The organism is Emergencia sp. 1XD21-10, assembly GCF_009936045.1.
In the GTDB taxonomy this organism is placed as follows: Bacteria; Bacillota; Clostridia; order Peptostreptococcales; family Anaerovoracaceae; genus Senimuribacter; species Senimuribacter intestinalis.
Map to the genome: position 1 here is coordinate 159069 of NZ_QWEQ01000010.1, position 18056 is coordinate 177124.

The window sequence follows — 18056 nt, forward strand, 5'->3', positions numbered from 1 at the left end:
TCTCATCAATTTACTTTGTAAATTGGAGCAAGTCCATTAACTCCTTGCTCTATAAACGTTAGTGACACTCTGGACATTTCTCAGAGTCCGCAATACTCTCTGCATTTGCTGCGTACTGGCAATGGACAGGGTCAGAGTGATATTGACTACGCCGTCCTTTCCGCTCTTTGCATTGACTCCGGAAATGTTCACGTCCATATCTTCACAGGCTCTGGAAATATCCGAAAAAATTCCCTTTCTCTCGCCTGCCGCAATACAAATGTCCGCATTATAGGATTTTCCGACCTTCAGGTCTTCCCATTCTACTTCAATAAATCTTGCTTTCTCTCCTTCTGGAAGCGAAGTGATATTGGAGCAGTCCTTGCGGTGAACAGAAATGCCTCTGCCTTTTGTGATGAATCCGACAATATCATCCCCCGGAACAGGATTACAACACCGGGAAACTCGAATCATCAAATTATCAGCTCCCTTGACAATAATGCCGGGATTTTCTCGCTGGTAACGCTGCATTTTTTCCTTCTTAGCGTCATTTTCCAGCATTTTTTTCTGCTTTTCTTCTCTCTTCTGCTCAAGCTTCTTATCCTCATTAAAATAGCTGAACAGAAGATTTGCGTATTTACTTAAGATGGTACCGCCTTTACTGATTTGCATATAAGCTTCATCTTGGGTTGCGATATTCATCTCTTTGGTCGCTTTTGTCAGATAGCTTGCTTTACCCACAAGCTGTGGATCAAAGCCCTTCTTTCTAATATATTTATCCAGTGCGTCTTTTCCTCTTGAGACGTCATCCGGTTTACTTTCTTTCTTAAGCCACTGCCTGATTTTTGTTCTAGCAGTAGAACTCTTGGCAATTTTTAACCAATCTATACTTGGACCGCTTGAATTCGAAGAAGTGACAATTTCAACGATATCTCCGTTATTCAAGGTATGGTCGATGGTGACCATTTTTCCGTTTACTTTTGCGCCAACACATTTACAGCCAACTGCTGTATGAATTTTAAATGCAAAGTCCAGCGGCGTAGAACCTGCCGGCAGGTCGATGACCTCTCCTTTTGGCGTAAATACAAAAACCTGACTGGAAAAAAGATCCATTTTAAGAGTTTCCATAAACTCCTTTGGATCATTCAGTTCACTTTGCCATTCCAACGTCTGTCTCACCCATGCCAGCTTCATTTCCTCATGATTTTGGTCGCCTTTCGTATTTCCCTCTTTGTACTTCCAATGAGCAGCAATACCATATTCCGCAACTCTGTGCATTTCGTAAGTTCTGATTTGAATTTCAAACGGTTCACCGTTATCGCCCAGTACCGTTGTATGAAGCGACTGATACATGTTCGGTTTCGGCATGGCAATATAATCTTTGAATCTACCCGGAATAGGTTTCCACATGGTGTGCACCTGACCTAAAACAGCGTAGCAATCCCTGACATTTTCTACAATAACGCGAACTGCAGTCAGGTCAAAGATTTCATCCAGCTGCTTGTGCTGCAGTACCATTTTTTTATATACGCTGTAAAGATGTTTGGAACGTCCAGAAATATCATAGTGCATGTTCATCTGGTCCAGTGCTTCTTTAATTTCCTCTATTACTGTATTGATAAATTGTTCTCTCTGCTCTTTTTTCTCAGTAACTTCAGACTCCAGCTTTCCTACTTCTTCCGGGTGAAGATAGGAAAGCGCCAAATCTTCCAGCTCAAATTTCACAGTATAAATACCGAGACGACTTGCTAGAGGCGCATAAATATCAAGAGTCTCTCTGGATTTTTCAATTTTTTTCTCAGGACGCATAAACTGCAGTGTCCGCATATTGTGCAAACGGTCTGCAAGCTTGATAATCAGTACGCGAATATCCTTGGACATGGCGAGAAACATCTTTCTGAGATTTTCCGCCTGCGCCTCTTCTTTACTGTCAAATTTTATGCTTCCCAGTTTAGTGACACCATCTACCAAGAGAGCAATCTCTTCACTGTAGTCACATACGAGCTGCTCTCTGGTATATTCTGTGTCTTCAACGACATCATGCAAAAGCCCACCGACGATGGTTTCCTCGTCCATACCAAGCTGCGCCAATAACTTGGCGACAGCAATAGGATGAATCAGATACGGCTCTCCGCTCTTACGAAGCTGACCATCGTGCAAGGTGCGAGCCGTATCAAAGGCTCGCCCTATTAAATCGGTGTCATAATTTTTATTGATACTGGTAATTTCTTCTAAAAATTTTGCTTTTGTTTCCATTAATGTCTATTCTGCTCCTGCAATCAGTTTAATCTAATTTTGGTTAATTTATTTCTTATTTTTCTTCTTTTCGCTTGCCTGTGCTGCAATCATATACTTGGATTTTTCTTCATTCTTGCTGAATTCATAGAACAGCGGGCTGCACAGGAAGATGGAGGAATAAGTACCTACCAAAACGCCGACCATAAGCGGAATTACAAATTCTCTGATAGACGTCGATACCATCAAAAACAGCGGTACCATGCAAATCAGAGTAGTCAGTGATGTCATGACTGATCTGTTCAAAGTCTGATTGATGCTGCGGTCAATTACCACCTGATTGTTATCCTTCTTGTAAAGTTTCTTATTCTCTCTGATTCTGTCAAACACAACGATGGTATCGTTGATGGAGTAACCTACTACAGTCAGAATACCTGCGATAAACGGATTGTTAATAGTTACATTGAAGATTGCATAGAATGCAAGCACCATCAGAACATCGTGAGCAATGCCCGCGATAGAAGCAACACCATATTTCCAGGATCTGAATCGGAAAATAATATAAATCAGCATGCCGATTGCTGCAATCAGCACGGACTTCACTGCATTGGTCTTCAGTTCTTTTCCAACTGTTGGGCCAAACTCTTCAGAAGCCAGCACATCTTTATCGGTTACACCAAATTTGCTTTCTAAAGTCTTAATTACCTCGCCTCTTGCGTCGTTGTCAAGAGCATTGGTTGTCTTAATGATAATCTGCTCCTGATTGTCTCCGCTAAGCACAATGGATACGTCTTCCAGATTATATTCAGCAAGTGCGTCCTGTACTTCTTCAGTTGCAACTTTTTTGCCCATATCAAGCTGAATCATAGTACCGCCTGTGAAGTCAATACCATAGTTGAATCCTCTTGCTACAGAGAATATCAGACCTGCAATAATAATCACTGCGCTGATTCCATAGAAAATCTTTCTATTTTTAATAAAGTTGAATTCTTTCTTTAAGAGTTTCTTCTCTGTGCCGTCTTCGTTTACGCCAAAGAACTTGTTCTTTGCAAAGGCTTTGCTGTCAGCAACCAGACCGATGAGAAGCTGGGTTACTACAACGGCTGTAAAGATACTTACGATGATACCAATCATCAGAGTCAGTGCGAAGCCTTTTACTGCTGTAGAACCAATTTCATAAAGCACCACAGAAGCAATCAGAGTTGTAATCTGTGCGTCAAGGACTGTAGTAAGCGCATTCTTAAAGCCCTGAGAAACGGCTACTCTAATAGTCTTTCCTGCTGCAATCTCTTCTTTAATTCTGGCAAAGATGATGACATTTGCGTCAACTGCCATACCGATGGACAGAATAATACCTGCAATGCCAGGCAGAGTCAGCACGCTTCCAAGACCAGCCATAATCCAAAGTACAATCAGTACATAAAGCAGCAACGCGATGTCTGCAACCAGACCTAAGATATTGTACATGATCAGCATTAACAGGAATACCAGTCCAAGCCCTACAGCACCTGCCACAATACTCTTGTTTAGTGCATTCACACCGATAGTTGCAGTCTGTACAGAAGATGTTACTTCGTTTAAGGAAATAGGCAGTGCACCGCCTCGAATCAGTGCTGCCGTATTGGATGCATCCTCCTGCGTATAACCACCGTTACTTGTAATTTCGCAAGTTGTACTGGTGATAACCGTCTGTGCATTTGGAGAAGTTACAATCTCATCATCCAGCATGATGATAATAGCCTGTCCGCCGATTCCTAAATCAGAAAATTCCTGATTTGGTGTTATTTCGTTTGCGGAAGTTTTTCTGGTCGCTTCCTCAAACTTCTTAGAGCCTTCGTTTGTAAACTCCAAAACGATTTTATATCCGCCGTTCTCTGTATCAGTGTCGATGTTAGCATTCTTTACCTCATCGCCGCTGAGTACCTCCGTGCCGTCTGCAAGCAGGAAACGAAGCTGCGCAGTCTTACCAATCTGATCGATTGCCTGCTGTGCGTCTTCCACTCCAGGCATCTCTACTCTAAGTCTGTCGTTTCCTTCAATGGATACAGTCGCTTCGGAAATACCCATTGCGTTGACTCGATTATTCAGAACAGCTCTGGTCTGCTCCATCACCTGCGATAAATCACTGTCTGAAAGTCCCTGTATATCTTCTGCATCGGCTTCAAGAACAACATAGACACCGCCGTTGATATCCAGCCCAAACTTCATTACGTCCTTAATGGAATTTATCGAACCAATCCCAAAGATGGAAATATACCATCCAATAAGAAGCGCAATGATGACTAAACTAGCTAAAATTTTTCTTAGTTTTGAATTCATTTTCTTCTTCTCACCTTCTATATAGTCAAAATTTGCCCATAATACCGGCATTTTATTTTACTCTTTATTGTACTACGTTTTCAGAGCTTGGGCAAGGGGTAATTCTTAATTTATGAGGCAAACATCAAATCTTCAAAGGATAGCTGTTTTCCAAAATTCTGTATTCGTTTTCTAAAGACAAAACTTTTTACAGTTTAGAAAAACGAGTTGACGAAGTCGTCCTGCCCCACATATGCTAAAAGACTCCCTAACTGTAGGGAGTCTTAATCTAATCATACATATGAACTTATAGAGCCATCTTATTTCTCATCTTCAGGAATTTGCTCTTCTACATCAGCAGCTTTTCTCAGACGTTTAGGCTTAACCTTCTTTTCTTCTTCGTCTTCTGCAACTGCAGACTTACCTGCACTCTTACTGGAGCTTACAACTGATGAAACAGACCATCTCATCATCTCAAACTTAACCTTATCAGCACCAACCTGAATTACGATGGAATCTTCTTTGGTCTTTACAATCTTGCCGCAGATACCACCAATTGTGATAATTTCATCTCCAACCTGCAGCGTGTTTCTCATCTGCTGTATGGTTTTCTCTTTCTTCTTCTGCGGTCTAATCAGTAAGAAATACATCGCACCGATAAAAACTACCAGGATTATTAACTGCATTGCAAATGCGTTGCCACCACCGTTACTCATATGTTCCTCCTACATATCTCCAATTCGGATTTTCTATTGGTGCCGGCGATGGGGGTCGAACCCATACGGTGTTGCCACCACGGGATTTTGAATCCCGCACGTCTGCCAATTCCATCACGCCGGCACATTGGTTATATTTTAGCATAACGACTGTTCATCGTCAATACTTCCTTGAAAGAAGAACTGCTGACTATCATCGCTGACAATCAGCAGTTCTCATATGGTGCGGCAAACTGGACTCGAACCAGCACGGTTTCCCACACGGCCCTCAACCGTGCGCGTCTGCCATTCCGCCACTGCCGCAGGATGCGGTTAAATCACAACCGCAAAAAAGATTATATACCATACAGCACAAAAAGTAAAGCATTTATTTTATCTTTTTATTTCTCCTCGTTCTCAGTCACCATGGTTCGTTCCCAGCTCCAGCTTTCACAGCCTCTGTAAATGTCAAAGAAAGTCGGCAGTTCCTCTCCGGTGAATCTAGGTACTGTAATAAACGCATAAGTCTTGTAGCACAGGCAGTAGTACGGCAGCTCATCAGCAAGAACTGGTTTCAGTTTCTCATAAATCCCTTTCTGCTTCTTTCTGCTTAGGCAGGTTTCCATCTGGTTGACATAGGACTGTACTGTGGTGTTTTTGTAGCCGATTGCATTCCCGCTGCTAAACAGTTGCCTCAAATCAAACTTCTTATCGAATTTATAGCCGCCCAGATACAGGTCAAACGCTCCTTCTTTGACTGCTGTTTTATAACTCTGCCAGCCGAGACTTTTTATCTTCACATCAATGCCGATTTCCCTTAATGAGACGGCAATGCTCTCTGCGGTATCTTTACGATTTCCATCATTGGCATTGACTAAAATGGTCATAGAGACCTTTTTTCCTTCTCCATCTTCCAAAAGTCCATCTTCGTTGACATCACGGTAGCCTGCCGCAGCAAGTAAATCCGAAGCGCCCTTTAAATCCTGGGCATAGGTATCTCCCTTATTCTCAGTACCTAAAAAGCCCGGAAAATAGATTGAATCCGAAGAAATGCCACAGCCTCCGTAGTTGTCATGAATCAAACTTTCCACATCGATTGCTTTTGCGATAGCCTGTCTGACTTCTTTCTTTGCCAGCACTTTATTCTTAAAATTGAAACCCAAATACTCAAGTTCACTTGAACTAATCTTCTCCGTATTCAAATCCTTATCTTCAGCATCAGCGTCAGCGTCCTGGTCTCTGCTCACATAGGCAGTTACCGCTTCCATCGTCATAAGACCCGAGGTTTTGGACTTGTCCGGCAGCACTTTAAAACGCAGTTTGTTTTCCGGCTTCTCACCAAAATAGTACTTGTTAGGATTTAAATTCAAACACTTCGTGTTGTCATAGCTGCTAATCGCATAGGGACCGCTTCCCACAACTCTATCGCTGTCTGCATCGTAATTCGTAGCGGAAATAATTGGAAATACCAAATTATCCAGCGCTGCATCGGCTGGGTCCTCAAAGTGGACAGTCATCGCATATGTATCAGAAATCTGTACCGAATCAATTTTAGAAACGTACTCATAATAAGGTCCGTCAGAACCAATACGCAAAATTGTGTTTATAGTTGCTCGTACGTCATTGGCAGTCAACGAAGAACCGTCACTGAATTTTACGTCTTTTCTAAGCTCCAGTGACACGCTGCCAGCCTGCGCATTGGTATTATAGCTTTCCACCACCTGAGACTTTACACCCAGTTTGTCATCTAAATAAAACAGACTGCTGAATAACAGCTGGCTGATATAATACACATCACTGTCGCCAGATACCAGCGGATTTAAAGTTTCTACCCTGTCCATAGCAAGATAAATTTTGTCCATCGTTTCATAAGTGACCGTTTCCTGCTCTTCCTCCGAGGGACTGACATCGCCGCGCACGATGGCGATGGTGGACAATCCTCCTGCGAGAACTACCACAGCTATTATGATAATAATAATGTGTCTGTGAAGAAAATCAAATACTCTGTAATTCCTATTCCCTTTATTTTGTTTCAGCATATCTCTCTAACAATCGCTCTACCTGCTCATAGAGCGCTTCCTTTCCCTTTGAATTATCTATAATATCTGTAGAACGAGCAATTTTTTCGCTACTGCTCATCTGATTTAGAATGCGTCGCTTCACTTCCTCAGAAGTAACGTCATCACGAGCCATCACTCTGCGTATCCTAATATCTATGCTTGCATCCACCAGCCAGACCGCATCACACAGTTTGTCCGCACCGGACTCAAAGAGCAGAGGTGCATCTATAAAAACAGGCGCTTCATAGCCTTCTTCCTGCAGTCCAGTAATCTTCTCCTCTATAATCTGTACCACCTTTTTAGTAGTCAATTCTTCCAAAACAAGCCTTTTTTTCTCGTCGGAAAACACTATAGCAGCAAGCTTTTTTCGGTCAAGGCAACCGTCTGTAAAAAGAATATCTTCTCCAAATGCTTCAGTAAGCGCCTGCAAAGTTTCGCTGCCTTTCTCTGTCATAGAGCGAGCAATTTTATCTGCGTCAATGACGGTAAATCCCTTGTCCAGCAAATAATCAGACACCGTGGATTTCCCCGCACCGATTCCACCTGTAAGACCTATTACTTTCATTGCGTTCCCCTACTTTAAATCGTACCAGGTATCGCCCTGATTCAAATCACTTTCCAGCTTTACCTTCAAATCCATAGCATGTTCCATGTTGCGAACCAGGAGTTCTTTCACCTGCTCCATTTCGTCCTTTGCAGTTTTGATAATCAATTCGTCATGAACCTGCAAAATCAGTTTGGATGACATATTGCGTTCCTTTAATTCGCCGTAGACCTTAATCATAGCCAGCTTAATGATATCTGCTGCACTTCCCTGAATCGGGCTGTTCATGGCAAGACGCTCTCCCAGCTGACGAGCCATAAAAGCCGAAGAATTAATCTCATGAATATAACGTTTGCGCCCCATTAGGGTCTCAGTATAACCTTTTTCTTTGCAGCTTTCAATCTGACCGTCCATATAAGCTTTTACAGCAAGATGCTTATCAAAGTAATCCCTGATATAGTTTTCTGCCTCTTTTCTGGAAATCCGCAGTTCCTCAGAAAGACCGAACCCACTCATACCGTAGATTACGCCAAAATTTACTGCCTTGGCACGGCTTCTGTCAAGAGGCGTTACTTCATCGTAGGTCAAGCCAAATACTCTGGCGGCTGTATTCCGATGAATATCATCTCCGTTGTTAAATGCAGCAATCAGGTTTTCATCACCCGAAAGATGCGCCAAAATTCGAAGTTCAATCTGAGAATAATCTGCACCGACTAGAGTATAGTTCTCACTTTCAGGCACAAAAGCCTTGCGAAGCTTTCTGCCCAGTTCCTGTCTAATTGGAATATTCTGCAGGTTTGGTTCTGTGCAGCTGATACGCCCTGTCGCCGTCACTGTCTGCTGAAAATGAGCCCGAATCTTGCCATCTGTGCCAATCAATGGTTTCAGTCCTTCTACATAGGTGCTGTTCAGCTTGGTAAGAGTCCGATATTCCAGCACCATATCCACAATGGGATGTAAATCTCTAATTTTTTCAAGCACATCAGCGCTGGTGCTGTAGCCTCGTTTGCTCTTTTTTCCTGCTGGCAATTCAAGCTTTTCAAACAGAATTTCCCCAAGCTGCACCGGCGATTTAATGTTAAATTTGGTACCTGCTAAGGCATAAATCTGATTTTCAATTTTTTCAATCTCACAGGTCAACTGCTTTCCAAAGGTTTCCAAAGTTTCTTTGCTTACAGTAAAACCCTCCGCTTCCATAGCGGCAAGAACTTCCACAAGCGGCAGTTCTACTTTTTCATAAACCTGTATCAGACTTTCCTTTTCAAGCTGACTTTGCTGACTCTTTCTCAGTTGTTTAACAGAAAGACACCACTTAAAGCCATAATCTGCATAGCTTTCGTCGCTGTTTCCAAGAAGATCAATCTGTCCGCCCTGCTCCATAAAGGACTTCTCGTCTTCCATTTCATAATGAAGAATCTCAAAGACTAAAGTTTTTAAATCATAGTTGGACTTAGTCGGATCGATGACATATTGGGCAACAGCTGTGTCGAAAGCGGTCACTACATCGTAAAAACCATTCCACATCAAAACATAATAATCCCGGATTAAATCATGTCCTACAAAACGCAGCTTTTTTTTCTGCAGAAACTGTAAGAAGGCTGTCAGGAATCGGTCATCCGATAAGTTTACGTAATAATATTTCTTGTCGCATATAAACCCTGCGCCATAAATGATTGGTTTTTCCACGTGATTGTTGTCGCTAAAGATTTTTAGAATTGCTTCGCTTCCAGCTGTCACTTCATCAAGCAGCTGCATATCCGCTAGCGACTGTACGGTAATTCTAGTATAATCTGCCTCATCTTCGGTAAAATCGGAGGTGATATCAGCAGTCTCCTTGATATGCAGTTTTTTCAAAAAACTATTGAATTCCAGTTTTACATAGAGGTTAATCAGGGCAGTATAATCCGGCTCTTTTGTTTTCATGGATTCCAAATCAATATCAATTGGCACGTATTTGTTAATAGTCGCAAGTCTTCTGCTCATAGCGGCAAGCTGTGCATGCTCTTCCACTTTTGCCCTAAGCTTTACATTTGCAATTTCCTCCGTATTTGCAAGTAAGTTTGCTATACTGCCAAACTGTGTCAGAAGCTTAATGCCGGTCTTCTCTCCAACACCCGGAATGCCCGGTATATTGTCAGACTGATCACCCATCAGACCTTTCAGGTCGATAAACTGCTCTGGTGTCAGCTGATAACGTTCGATCATCTTCTCTCTGTCATAAAGTTCAAATTCGGAAATCCCTTTTTTGGTAATTAAAACCTGCGTTACATCAGTTGCAAGCTGCAGCGCATCCTTATCGCCTGTGATAATCAGCGGAGCCAAACCTTCCTCTTCCCCGATTCTAGCAATAGTTCCAATAATATCATCCGCTTCAAAGCCGCGGGTTTCCAGATTGGTAATACCCATTGCGGTCAAAATATCTTTCATCAGAGGAAGTTCCATTGCAAGCTCTGGCGGCATTTTCTTTCGTCCTGCCTTATACTCACTATACTCCTGATGTCTGAAGGTCGGCGCTTTCATATCCCATGCCACGGCCATATAATCCGGAGCATAGTCACCCTGGATTTTCGTCAGCATATTGATAAACCCATAAATTCCTTGGGTATAAATTCCTTCTTTTGTAATCATCGGGCGCTGCATCGCATAATACGCCCTGTTTATTAAACTGTTTCCGTCAATAATGACAATTCTGTTTCCCATATGTCTTTCCTTTTCGTTTCTGTATTCCTTTTTAGTATAATGCAGAATGTGCTTTTTTACAAGCAAGGGTTTTGTGAAAGAAAAAACTCCGCAAATTCTAACGGAGTTTCCAAATTATGTAATAGTCTATTTTTTCTTCAGCGCTAGATAATAAATACCTGAGACAAAGACGCTGCCCCCTAAAATATTTCCAAGTGTCACTGGAATCAGGTTATTTACAAAGAACCCGCTCCACGTAATACCTACCTGTGCGCCTCCTGCAAAAATCCCTGCCGGGATGAAGAACATATTGGCGACGCTGTGTTCAAACCCTGCTGTAACGAAAAGCCAGATTGGAAAGAACAGTGAAAAGATTTTACCTACAGTGGAATCAGCGCCGTTTCCCATCCAGACCGCAATACATACCAGAAAATTACATAAAATTCCTCTCACAAAGGCCTGTCCAAAAGGCAGTGCCATTTTTGAAGATGCGATAGAAATGGTCACATCTGTAAGCATGTCGTCACCTGTTCCGAGAAGTCCTGAATAAGCAACCATCCATGCCACCACCATAGAGCCAATCAGATTAGCAAGGTAAACAATCACCCAGTTTTTCAACATGGCGCCTGCAGAAATCTTTCTGTCCAAAACAGCTGCCAGCATAAGGTTATTACCAGTAAAAAGCTCCGCCCCTGCAAAGACTACCATCATCAGTCCCGCCGGGAAAATTACACCAGAAATCATTTTTCCAAGTCCGTTGGTAAGCGGATCAGCCAAAAAACGATAAGCAGCCATATTTGCACCTGCACCTGCGATTGCAATAAAAAAACCTGCCATAAGACCTAAAAGTATCAGCTGTTTCACTGAATAGCCAGTCTTCTTTACGGCAGAATCAATCGTCGCTTCTAAAATTTGCTGTGGATTTTTCTGTGACATAAAACTTCCTTCTTTCATTATCTATAGACTTTATAATTATAGCAACTTTTACTCAATAGTCAATAACTTTACAGGTTCAAAAAAAGAAACAAAAAAGAAAAGTAGCGAGTTTCCTCTCTACTTTTCCATAGTATAAGAAAATATTTCTATGAGTTTAAAAACTAATATTCCCTTTTAATCCACTGCAGATGAATACCTATATATTTTTTTCTTTCTTTTCCTTACTTTCTGCTAATTTTGCTGCCTCTATACATCTAAGTCTTTCCTGCTTGGCTATATGACGCATATATTTAGGCTGAGGACCTTCTCCTGAGTAAACCTTTTCCCAAAATGACTTTTTAGAGTTCTTGGTTGTTGCTACCACTTTCTGTTCAGATGGTGCAGAAACGCCCATTAGCATCAGTTCCTTAAGAGATGGCTCCTCTTCTCCCCTTTGTTCTTCGCTATTTTTTGTTAAATAGTAACGAAGTACTGTTAAAGAAATTACAATTATCATCACTAAGAATATAAAAATACTCATCATAATCCCCCTTTTTTCCTATATTATCTACTTGTCATGCACAGGAAAGTTTTAAATGTTATTAGGCGCCCATTATACTTAGAATAGTCAAAAGTGGAGATCTCTCCCGTGAAACTTCACTTTGTTTAGGATAATCAGGATGATCAAACCATTCTGAATAACTATTGTCAATCTTTTTTCTCCATTGTCCCTTCCAAGTAGTATGATATTCATCATACAATTTGCGTTTATATGGTGAATTACCAACTCTTCTTTGATAAACAATATAATGTTTCTCCGAATAGCAAAAAGCTCGCTTTGTAGCATTCGTACTATTTTGACCTGCGGGGTAAACATACTCATTTGACCGTCTGTCTTTCTCTATCTCTACTTTTTCGGTATAATGCCTTCCCACCATTATATCATCGGCTTCCCCACTAAATACACTAAGTCCTTCAACAATTGTTTCCGAAGTGATACCATCCGAAGTAACTTCTTTGGTTTCTGCATAAATACTGTTACTTGCGCCAAGTACCAAAATTAATAATAATGGCATTACTCTTTTAATTGTTTTTTCATTTTTCGCTCCTTTCTTTATATTCATAAAATTTGTAAATCATTTAATTATTTTAATCATATCGCATTTAATTCTGAATGTCAATCTAATTATAATAACTTCACAATGATAAGTTCAGAAAAAAGAACACCGCCTGGCAAAATTTTATAGTGATATCGAAAGGAAAATGCGGTATAATAATAGTAGCCTAGAACTCGCGTTAAGGATTCATAATTGAACCTACACTTTCGCAATGGGAATCCGGGTCCAGGGAGCCAATGTCAAGCCTCCATAGAGTGGAAGACAAAAGCCCCGGCAGGATACCCACCTATCAATAGATAGGGCGTCAATTATATCCTGACGGAGCTTTCTGGGTTTTTTCTTTTTCTAAAATCACAGATTTTCCAGATAAAACTTCGTAATCTCATCAAAGAGCATATCCTTAATTTCTGATTTCTCAAAGCCCATTTCATAACCATGAGGGCTTTTTGCCGATGTGATTTCAATAGTTTTCACATCTTCATATGATCTGGCACATTCCAGCGATACCTCTGGCAGCACCACATAATCCTCTGTATTATAGATAACTAAAACCGGCGCTTGAAATTTATATCCGCTTTCCGATGGCACGTAATCTTCAATAGAGCGAAAAAACTCCGGTGTCAGTATCACTTTCTGATGAGTCACGCTGCCTTTCTCCCTCGCTTCTCTTTTGAACTTCTCCCAGTTCTTTGCGCCGCCCATATAACGCTGAAAGGAGTCTCCGTTTCCTGCCGGCGCAACCAGCACCATTGCCTTGTAAGCATATCCGCCTGCATGTTCATTTCCACAGTACATCGCTGCTCTGCCACCCAGACTTCTTCCAAAGATACCAATTCTGTCCGGGTCGACGTTATAATGCGCTACCATATAATCGGTGCAGAGCACCTGATCTGCGACCATAGTGTCCACCGTATACTGATTCGTCTGCTCTGTCTCAGTATCCGCTTTTTCATAGTGACCAAAGTCCATACGAATCGTCGCAATACCATTTTCAGCAAGGTGCTGTGCCAGATACTTTCCACCGGCGCTGTTCATATTGCCATGAAAACCGTGGCTCAAAAATACCAGCGGCAGTTTCTCCTCCTCCCAGTTTTCCGGTATGACAATCTGCGCCTTAGTGTAAGTTTCTTCCTCATTTTTAATCATCACGTCAAGAGTACAAATGCCCTGATTCTTAGACTCACAGCCTGTCAAAGCCCATAGAGAGCCTGTTAAAAAAAGCATTAGAAGCAGGATTGTTACTTTCTGTTTCATCATCTTAGTTTCTATCGAAATCTTCCTTCATAGCCTTTATTTTTTCTTCATCACTGAATATCTTTGCAATCTGCAGTGCAATAATTTTTGCTCCATCACGGAGTGCCTGATGAGCCCTGTCTGTCTTCATAGCTTCAGCAAACCCTCTTGTGTGAATTGGCACATTAGGTTCAGTTACCTGCAGACAAGGATGGAATCCCGGACAAACATAGCTGACATTACCTGCATCGGAAGAACCAAATATTTTTTCACTGTCTCCATTCAGTTCAAGTCCAAGCTCCTGATAGATTTCTGCCAATGCTGCGATACCTGTTGAATTTGCTTTCATATTGTCATAAGTAGCAGCCGTTGGAGTTTTGCACCAAGCTGTCTGTGTGGCTATTGCTGCACCTTCCGCACATAAATCCACCTGGTCAATTAATTTCTGAAGATACTTTTTATCCAGCGCCCGAATATAAAACTCAGCAGATACCTTTTCCGGTACAATATTCGGGGCTTCTCCTCCATTTCTAATGATTCCATGAAACTGTGCATCCGGCTTTACATGCTGTCTCAACATATCTACAGCATGAAACATCAGCTGTGCCGCATTGAACGCATTTCTGCCCTCCCAGGGAGCCGCCGAAGCATGTGCCGCTGTGCCGTGGAATTCATACAGATAAGAGGCAAGACACTGCAGTTTCGGAGCCAGCAGATTCCCATTATATAGATGTACCATGATTGCCATATCATAACCGTCAAAAGCACCTCTCTCTGCCATGGCGCATTTCGCACCGTCAGTCTCTTCAATTGGTGTTCCAATCACATGAATATCTGCATTCAGCTCATCCTGTAAATCTTTAGCTGCAAGTGCAGCTAAAACGCTGATTGAGCCACTTAAACAGTGCCCGCATGCATGACCAATTTCTGGCAGTGCGTCATATTCTGTCAAAATAGCAATCTTATACTTATGATTGTTGGCACCGTAAATCCCCTTAAACGCTGTAGGCAGCCCAGAAAATGGATACTCCGTTTCATAGCCATGAGACCGCAAAAGTTCTACAATTTTGCAGGAAGTCTCATATTCCTCTCCGGAAACCTCTGGATGATCAGCAATATCATCGTTTAAATGTACAAGTTCTGCATAATACGCTTCTATTGCCTTGAAGATTCTTTCTTTTAGTTCGATGTAATTCATCTCGCTCTCCTTCCTTTCAGATTCCTCTGAACACTGTTAATATATGTTTGATTGTATATTTGGCGTTTTCAAAAAATGCCGACTTCGGCTGTTCTTTTCCTCTATCTTCACTCCAAAATTGTGCTTCAAATTTATCCATAATCTGTTCTTTTGAAAAACCCTGATCTGCCCAATAAAGGATAAAATCTCTCTCGCTCTCTGCAGAAGCAATATACATGGAAAAATAATCCTTTGCAAAGAAGTCCGGCGTGATACCATAGTGAGGTGAAATCACTTGTTTCGGTTCGTATTTTTCACACTTTTTCGCTGCTTCTATGGTATCCTCATAGCTTTTTAAAATAGCCGTATGCATGTTGTCCGGATTGATGAAAACGCCTGTGCTTTCAGAAGCGAACATCAAGCCTTGGGGTTCCAGCACATAGGTCAAGGAACAGTCTGTATGTCCCTTTGTTTCCAGTACGTAGAAATATTCGTCATCTCCGAGGTCGATTTTATCTCCTTCGCAAAGAATCCTATCAATGCGCAAAGGCTCAACCAGCACCGATTCTGTACCCGGCGCAAAGACATCTCTGGCAGCATTTCCAAGGCGAAGCATCGTCTTTTTTGCACCATCGCTTTCAAAGACCGACTTTGCCTTTGCTGCGCCGCAAACCGTTACCTCCATCCACCTTTTTATAATATAAGGGAGCGCACCGATATGGTCATAATGAGAATGAGACACCAGTACATAATCCACAGTTTCTCTGCCTCGTGCTAAAAGCGCCTCCTCAATATTCGTGATAAGCCCCTCGTGGCAGTATGCCATACCACAGTCATATAGAACTGTTTTTTGAGGCCCAAAAATCAGAAGGCTTTCACCGCCATGACCGGATGTCACACGTACAATATTTTCCGGATAATTAAATCTGTCATGACCGGGAAATTCCACAATCTGATCACTCTTCTTTTTCAGTATCTCCATCACTTGAAATTCCCTTCTTTCTGTGATTTTCTATGTAAACCTTGATGAAATTTATGCAGATCATCAGGATAATTAAAAATCCAATATAGCCTTCTATTGGATAAAGGTACGCAACGATGGTTTTAAATCCGCTGAGACCGCAGCCAAAGCCAATAAAAGCGCCGCCAATGAGAATGTATTTTTTTGCAGGGGTTTCCTTAATCTTAGTTGAAAAACCATAATATGTACTGGTTGCTGCAGAATAAATTGCAAGAAACAACACTGCACCGAATGCAATGTTAGCTGCCGGATGCAGTCTGGCAGAGTATGCCAGCATTGGCAAATCCATATTCTGCGTGAACGCCATATCCTTGCGAAGTGCCGTAATCAGAAGCACAGTCAAAAGCGCCAGCATGAAACCGCCAGCACCAGCTCCAAGAACGCCGCTCTTCTTATCTTTGGCGTTAACAGAAGAAGACGCCACAATTGGAATCATGCCTAGCATATTATATGAAATAAACAGAAATGCCGCCAAAAACCAGTTAGGCGCCATAGCACTGACCGGAAATCCACCCGTCGCGCCGCTCTGCTCTATATCTGATAAAATCACTGTAATGCACAGCACGATATCAATGGCAAAGAGCACCGGCGCAGTGTATTTGAAGATTTTAGATACTCTTTCAAAACTTCCCAGTACGGTAAATATTACCATGATGACGATAATGATACCACCCACTGCCTGATGAATGCCAAACTGCTGTGCAAGGAAAGAACCGCCGGCTGCCGACATGGACACGATAATAGTATATAAAATCGCCGCCATGAAATAACCTACAGCACCTGTCAGCTTCGGATTATCTGAAAACACGATAATACGCCCCATATCCGCAGTATCCAGCGAACGAGCGATGTATGCCACCATCATACCAATCCCCATAAACAGAATTCCTGCAATGGTTATTCCGATGTATCCCTTTGCACCAAACACACCGAAAAACTGCCAGCCTTCTCGCCCTGACGCAAAGCCTGCGCCCATGATGGTTCCTACATAAAGAGCAGCCACATTAAAAAGATTTAGCTTTTTATCTTCCATAATCTATTCCTCCGCTTTATTTTTGTTATCGCTGATTTCACCATAGGTAAAGAAAATCAGTCCAATCCAGATGATAGCAAACGCACTAAACTGAATTGTATCAAATGGCTCTTTGAAGAGGAAAATTCCTAAAATCAATGAAATGGATGGAGATATGTACTCGGTCAGCCCCACTGTAATCAGCGGCAGCTTACTTGCCGCAAAGGAAAACAGTGCCAGAGGAACTGCCGTTGCAATTCCTGCAAACATTAGCAGGATAAACTTGCCGCTTCCTGCTGTCAGCGCGCCGACTCCTGCATTCTCATAGTAGCAGACAAAGCCCAGCGCAACCGGTGCCAGAAAAATCGTCTCATAAAGGAGCGACTGCAGCGGAGCAGCGCTGACGCTCTTTTTAATTGCTGCATAAATCGCAAAGGAAAGGCCCAGACCTACTGCAATCAGAGGCACCTGCTTATATCCAATAATCATGACCAAAAGCCCGCAGACAGCAAGACATACCGATATTTTCTTCCAATTGTTAATCTTCTCTTTATAAATCACCACACCAAAAAGGCAAACCACCAGCGGTTCCAAAAAATATCCCATGCTGGTCTGAATGACCTGCCCTGCATTAACTGCCCAGATATAGATGCTCCAGTTAATCGTGATAATAATGCCCGCTATAATATAAGTCAACAAACTTTTTTTACTCTCAAACATGGGTTTAAACACATTCTTTGGCCCATACTGAAATGCACATGCAATAAAGCATACCACCGCCATCAGTACAATTCTGTAAAAAATAATCACCCCTGATGGAATAGGTTTCAGACTGTTCCAGTAAATGGGAAGAAGTCCCCAAACAATGGCGCAGCCGATAGCGCTGGTTAAGCCGATTCTATAGTTCCTCTTGTCCATAAATTCTCCTTGCATTCTTTCTATAATCTAACATAATATTTTATCATCGAATCGTTGAATTTTCAAGAGTTTGTTCTAATGCTACATATGGCGGATGAAGGTTTGTCAAACATATGTTACACCGTCATGCAAAAAATTAAATAAAGTATCTTTAGGAGAAAGCCACTTTAAT

14 protein-coding genes, 2 tRNA genes and 1 other RNA gene are annotated in these 18056 nt (G+C 41.9%); 1 reads left to right on the top strand and 16 read right to left on the bottom strand.

Annotated elements, in window-relative coordinates; genetic code table 11:
• Positions 1-36 precede the first annotated feature (36 nt).
• The 11 genes from D1151_RS07830 to D1151_RS07880 all read right to left on the bottom strand — a co-directional run bounded on the left by D1151_RS07830 (position 37) and on the right by D1151_RS07880 (position 12529).
• A complete protein-coding gene (locus D1151_RS07830) occupies positions 37-2235 on the bottom strand; it encodes a bifunctional (p)ppGpp synthetase/guanosine-3',5'-bis(diphosphate) 3'-pyrophosphohydrolase (protein ID WP_161908518.1) in 2199 nt (732 codons plus the stop codon).
• Between the two features lie 48 nt (positions 2236-2283).
• Positions 2284-4533, bottom strand: a complete 2250-nt coding sequence (gene secF / locus D1151_RS07835) for a protein translocase subunit SecF (protein ID WP_161908519.1) — start codon at positions 4531-4533, stop codon at positions 2284-2286.
• A 299-nt stretch (positions 4534-4832) separates the two neighbouring features.
• Positions 4833-5228 carry a preprotein translocase subunit YajC gene (gene yajC / locus D1151_RS07840; protein ID WP_160202634.1) on the bottom strand — a complete coding sequence of 132 codons (396 nt, stop codon included), beginning with the start codon at positions 5226-5228 and terminating at the stop codon, positions 4833-4835.
• Positions 5229-5265: 37 nt separating this feature from the next.
• Positions 5266-5352, bottom strand: a tRNA-Leu gene (locus D1151_RS07845).
• Between the two features lie 97 nt (positions 5353-5449).
• Positions 5450-5531: transfer RNA gene (locus D1151_RS07850), tRNA-Leu, on the bottom strand.
• 77 nt (positions 5532-5608) lie between these two features.
• A complete protein-coding gene (locus D1151_RS07855; RefSeq protein ID WP_161908520.1) occupies positions 5609-7246 on the bottom strand; it encodes an ABC transporter substrate-binding protein in 1638 nt (545 codons plus the stop codon).
• Positions 7230-7832 carry a dephospho-CoA kinase gene (gene coaE, locus D1151_RS07860; protein WP_160202636.1) on the bottom strand — a complete coding sequence of 201 codons (603 nt, stop codon included), beginning with the start codon at positions 7830-7832 and terminating at the stop codon, positions 7230-7232. The genes D1151_RS07855 and coaE overlap by 17 nt, the downstream gene beginning before the upstream one ends.
• A gap of 9 nt (positions 7833-7841) precedes the next feature.
• Positions 7842-10511, bottom strand: coding sequence for a DNA polymerase I (gene polA, locus D1151_RS07865; RefSeq protein WP_161908521.1), 2670 nt, complete (start codon positions 10509-10511; stop codon positions 7842-7844).
• 126 nt (positions 10512-10637) lie between these two features.
• Positions 10638-11426, bottom strand: a complete 789-nt coding sequence (locus D1151_RS07870; protein WP_161908522.1) for a formate/nitrite transporter family protein — start codon at positions 11424-11426, stop codon at positions 10638-10640.
• A gap of 196 nt (positions 11427-11622) precedes the next feature.
• Positions 11623-11946, bottom strand: coding sequence for a hypothetical protein (locus tag D1151_RS07875; RefSeq protein ID WP_161908523.1), 324 nt, complete (start codon positions 11944-11946; stop codon positions 11623-11625).
• A gap of 61 nt (positions 11947-12007) precedes the next feature.
• Complete coding sequence (locus D1151_RS07880; RefSeq protein ID WP_161908524.1) at positions 12008-12529, bottom strand: hypothetical protein; 522 nt, start codon at positions 12527-12529, stop codon at positions 12008-12010.
• 154 nt (positions 12530-12683) lie between these two features.
• Between D1151_RS07880 and ssrS the strand changes: the two genes are divergently transcribed.
• Positions 12684-12862, top strand: a non-coding RNA gene (ssrS, locus tag D1151_RS07885) — 6S RNA.
• A 12-nt stretch (positions 12863-12874) separates the two neighbouring features.
• On the opposite strand, the gene D1151_RS07890 is transcribed toward ssrS, so the two are convergent.
• Genes D1151_RS07890 through rarD form a run of 5 tightly spaced genes read right to left on the bottom strand, consistent with a single transcriptional unit; the run spans position 12875 to position 17884 of the window.
• Positions 12875-13780 carry a S9 family peptidase gene (locus tag D1151_RS07890; RefSeq protein WP_161908525.1) on the bottom strand — a complete coding sequence of 302 codons (906 nt, stop codon included), beginning with the start codon at positions 13778-13780 and terminating at the stop codon, positions 12875-12877.
• A gap of 1 nt (position 13781) precedes the next feature.
• Positions 13782-14954 carry a M20 family metallopeptidase gene (locus tag D1151_RS07895; RefSeq protein ID WP_161908526.1) on the bottom strand — a complete coding sequence of 391 codons (1173 nt, stop codon included), beginning with the start codon at positions 14952-14954 and terminating at the stop codon, positions 13782-13784.
• Positions 14955-14970: 16 nt separating this feature from the next.
• Entirely contained in the window at positions 14971-15915 is a 945-nt protein-coding gene (locus D1151_RS07900) for an MBL fold metallo-hydrolase (protein ID WP_161908527.1), read from the bottom strand.
• The gene (locus D1151_RS07905) at positions 15890-16987 is read right to left on the bottom strand and encodes a hypothetical protein (RefSeq protein WP_161908528.1); all 1098 of its coding nucleotides are present in this window, start codon (positions 16985-16987) and stop codon (positions 15890-15892) included. The genes D1151_RS07900 and D1151_RS07905 overlap by 26 nt, the downstream gene beginning before the upstream one ends.
• 3 nt (positions 16988-16990) lie before the next feature.
• Entirely contained in the window at positions 16991-17884 is an 894-nt protein-coding gene (rarD, locus tag D1151_RS07910) for an EamA family transporter RarD (RefSeq protein ID WP_161908529.1), read from the bottom strand.
• Positions 17885-18056 lie beyond the last annotated feature (172 nt).

Coding starts and splice junctions, on each gene's coding strand:
- D1151_RS07855 (WP_161908520.1), bottom strand. CDS start 7,246: ATGCTGAAACAAAATAAAGGGAATAGGAATTACAGAGTATTTGATTTT.
- D1151_RS07895 (WP_161908526.1), bottom strand. CDS start 14,954: ATGAATTACATCGAACTAAAAGAAAGAATCTTCAAGGCAATAGAAGCG.
- D1151_RS07875 (WP_161908523.1), bottom strand. CDS start 11,946: ATGAGTATTTTTATATTCTTAGTGATGATAATTGTAATTTCTTTAACA.
- polA (WP_161908521.1), bottom strand. CDS start 10,511: ATGGGAAACAGAATTGTCATTATTGACGGAAACAGTTTAATAAACAGG.
- D1151_RS07870 (WP_161908522.1), bottom strand. CDS start 11,426: ATGTCACAGAAAAATCCACAGCAAATTTTAGAAGCGACGATTGATTCT.
- D1151_RS07905 (WP_161908528.1), bottom strand. CDS start 16,987: ATGGAAGATAAAAAGCTAAATCTTTTTAATGTGGCTGCTCTTTATGTA.
- D1151_RS07890 (WP_161908525.1), bottom strand. CDS start 13,780: ATGATGAAACAGAAAGTAACAATCCTGCTTCTAATGCTTTTTTTAACA.
- D1151_RS07830 (WP_161908518.1), bottom strand. CDS start 2,235: ATGGAAACAAAAGCAAAATTTTTAGAAGAAATTACCAGTATCAATAAA.
- yajC (WP_160202634.1), bottom strand. CDS start 5,228: ATGAGTAACGGTGGTGGCAACGCATTTGCAATGCAGTTAATAATCCTG.
- D1151_RS07900 (WP_161908527.1), bottom strand. CDS start 15,915: ATGGAGATACTGAAAAAGAAGAGTGATCAGATTGTGGAATTTCCCGGT.
- coaE (WP_160202636.1), bottom strand. CDS start 7,832: ATGAAAGTAATAGGTCTTACAGGTGGAATCGGTGCGGGGAAATCCACG.
- D1151_RS07880 (WP_161908524.1), bottom strand. CDS start 12,529: ATGAATATAAAGAAAGGAGCGAAAAATGAAAAAACAATTAAAAGAGTA.
- rarD (WP_161908529.1), bottom strand. CDS start 17,884: ATGGACAAGAGGAACTATAGAATCGGCTTAACCAGCGCTATCGGCTGC.
- secF (WP_161908519.1), bottom strand. CDS start 4,533: ATGAATTCAAAACTAAGAAAAATTTTAGCTAGTTTAGTCATCATTGCG.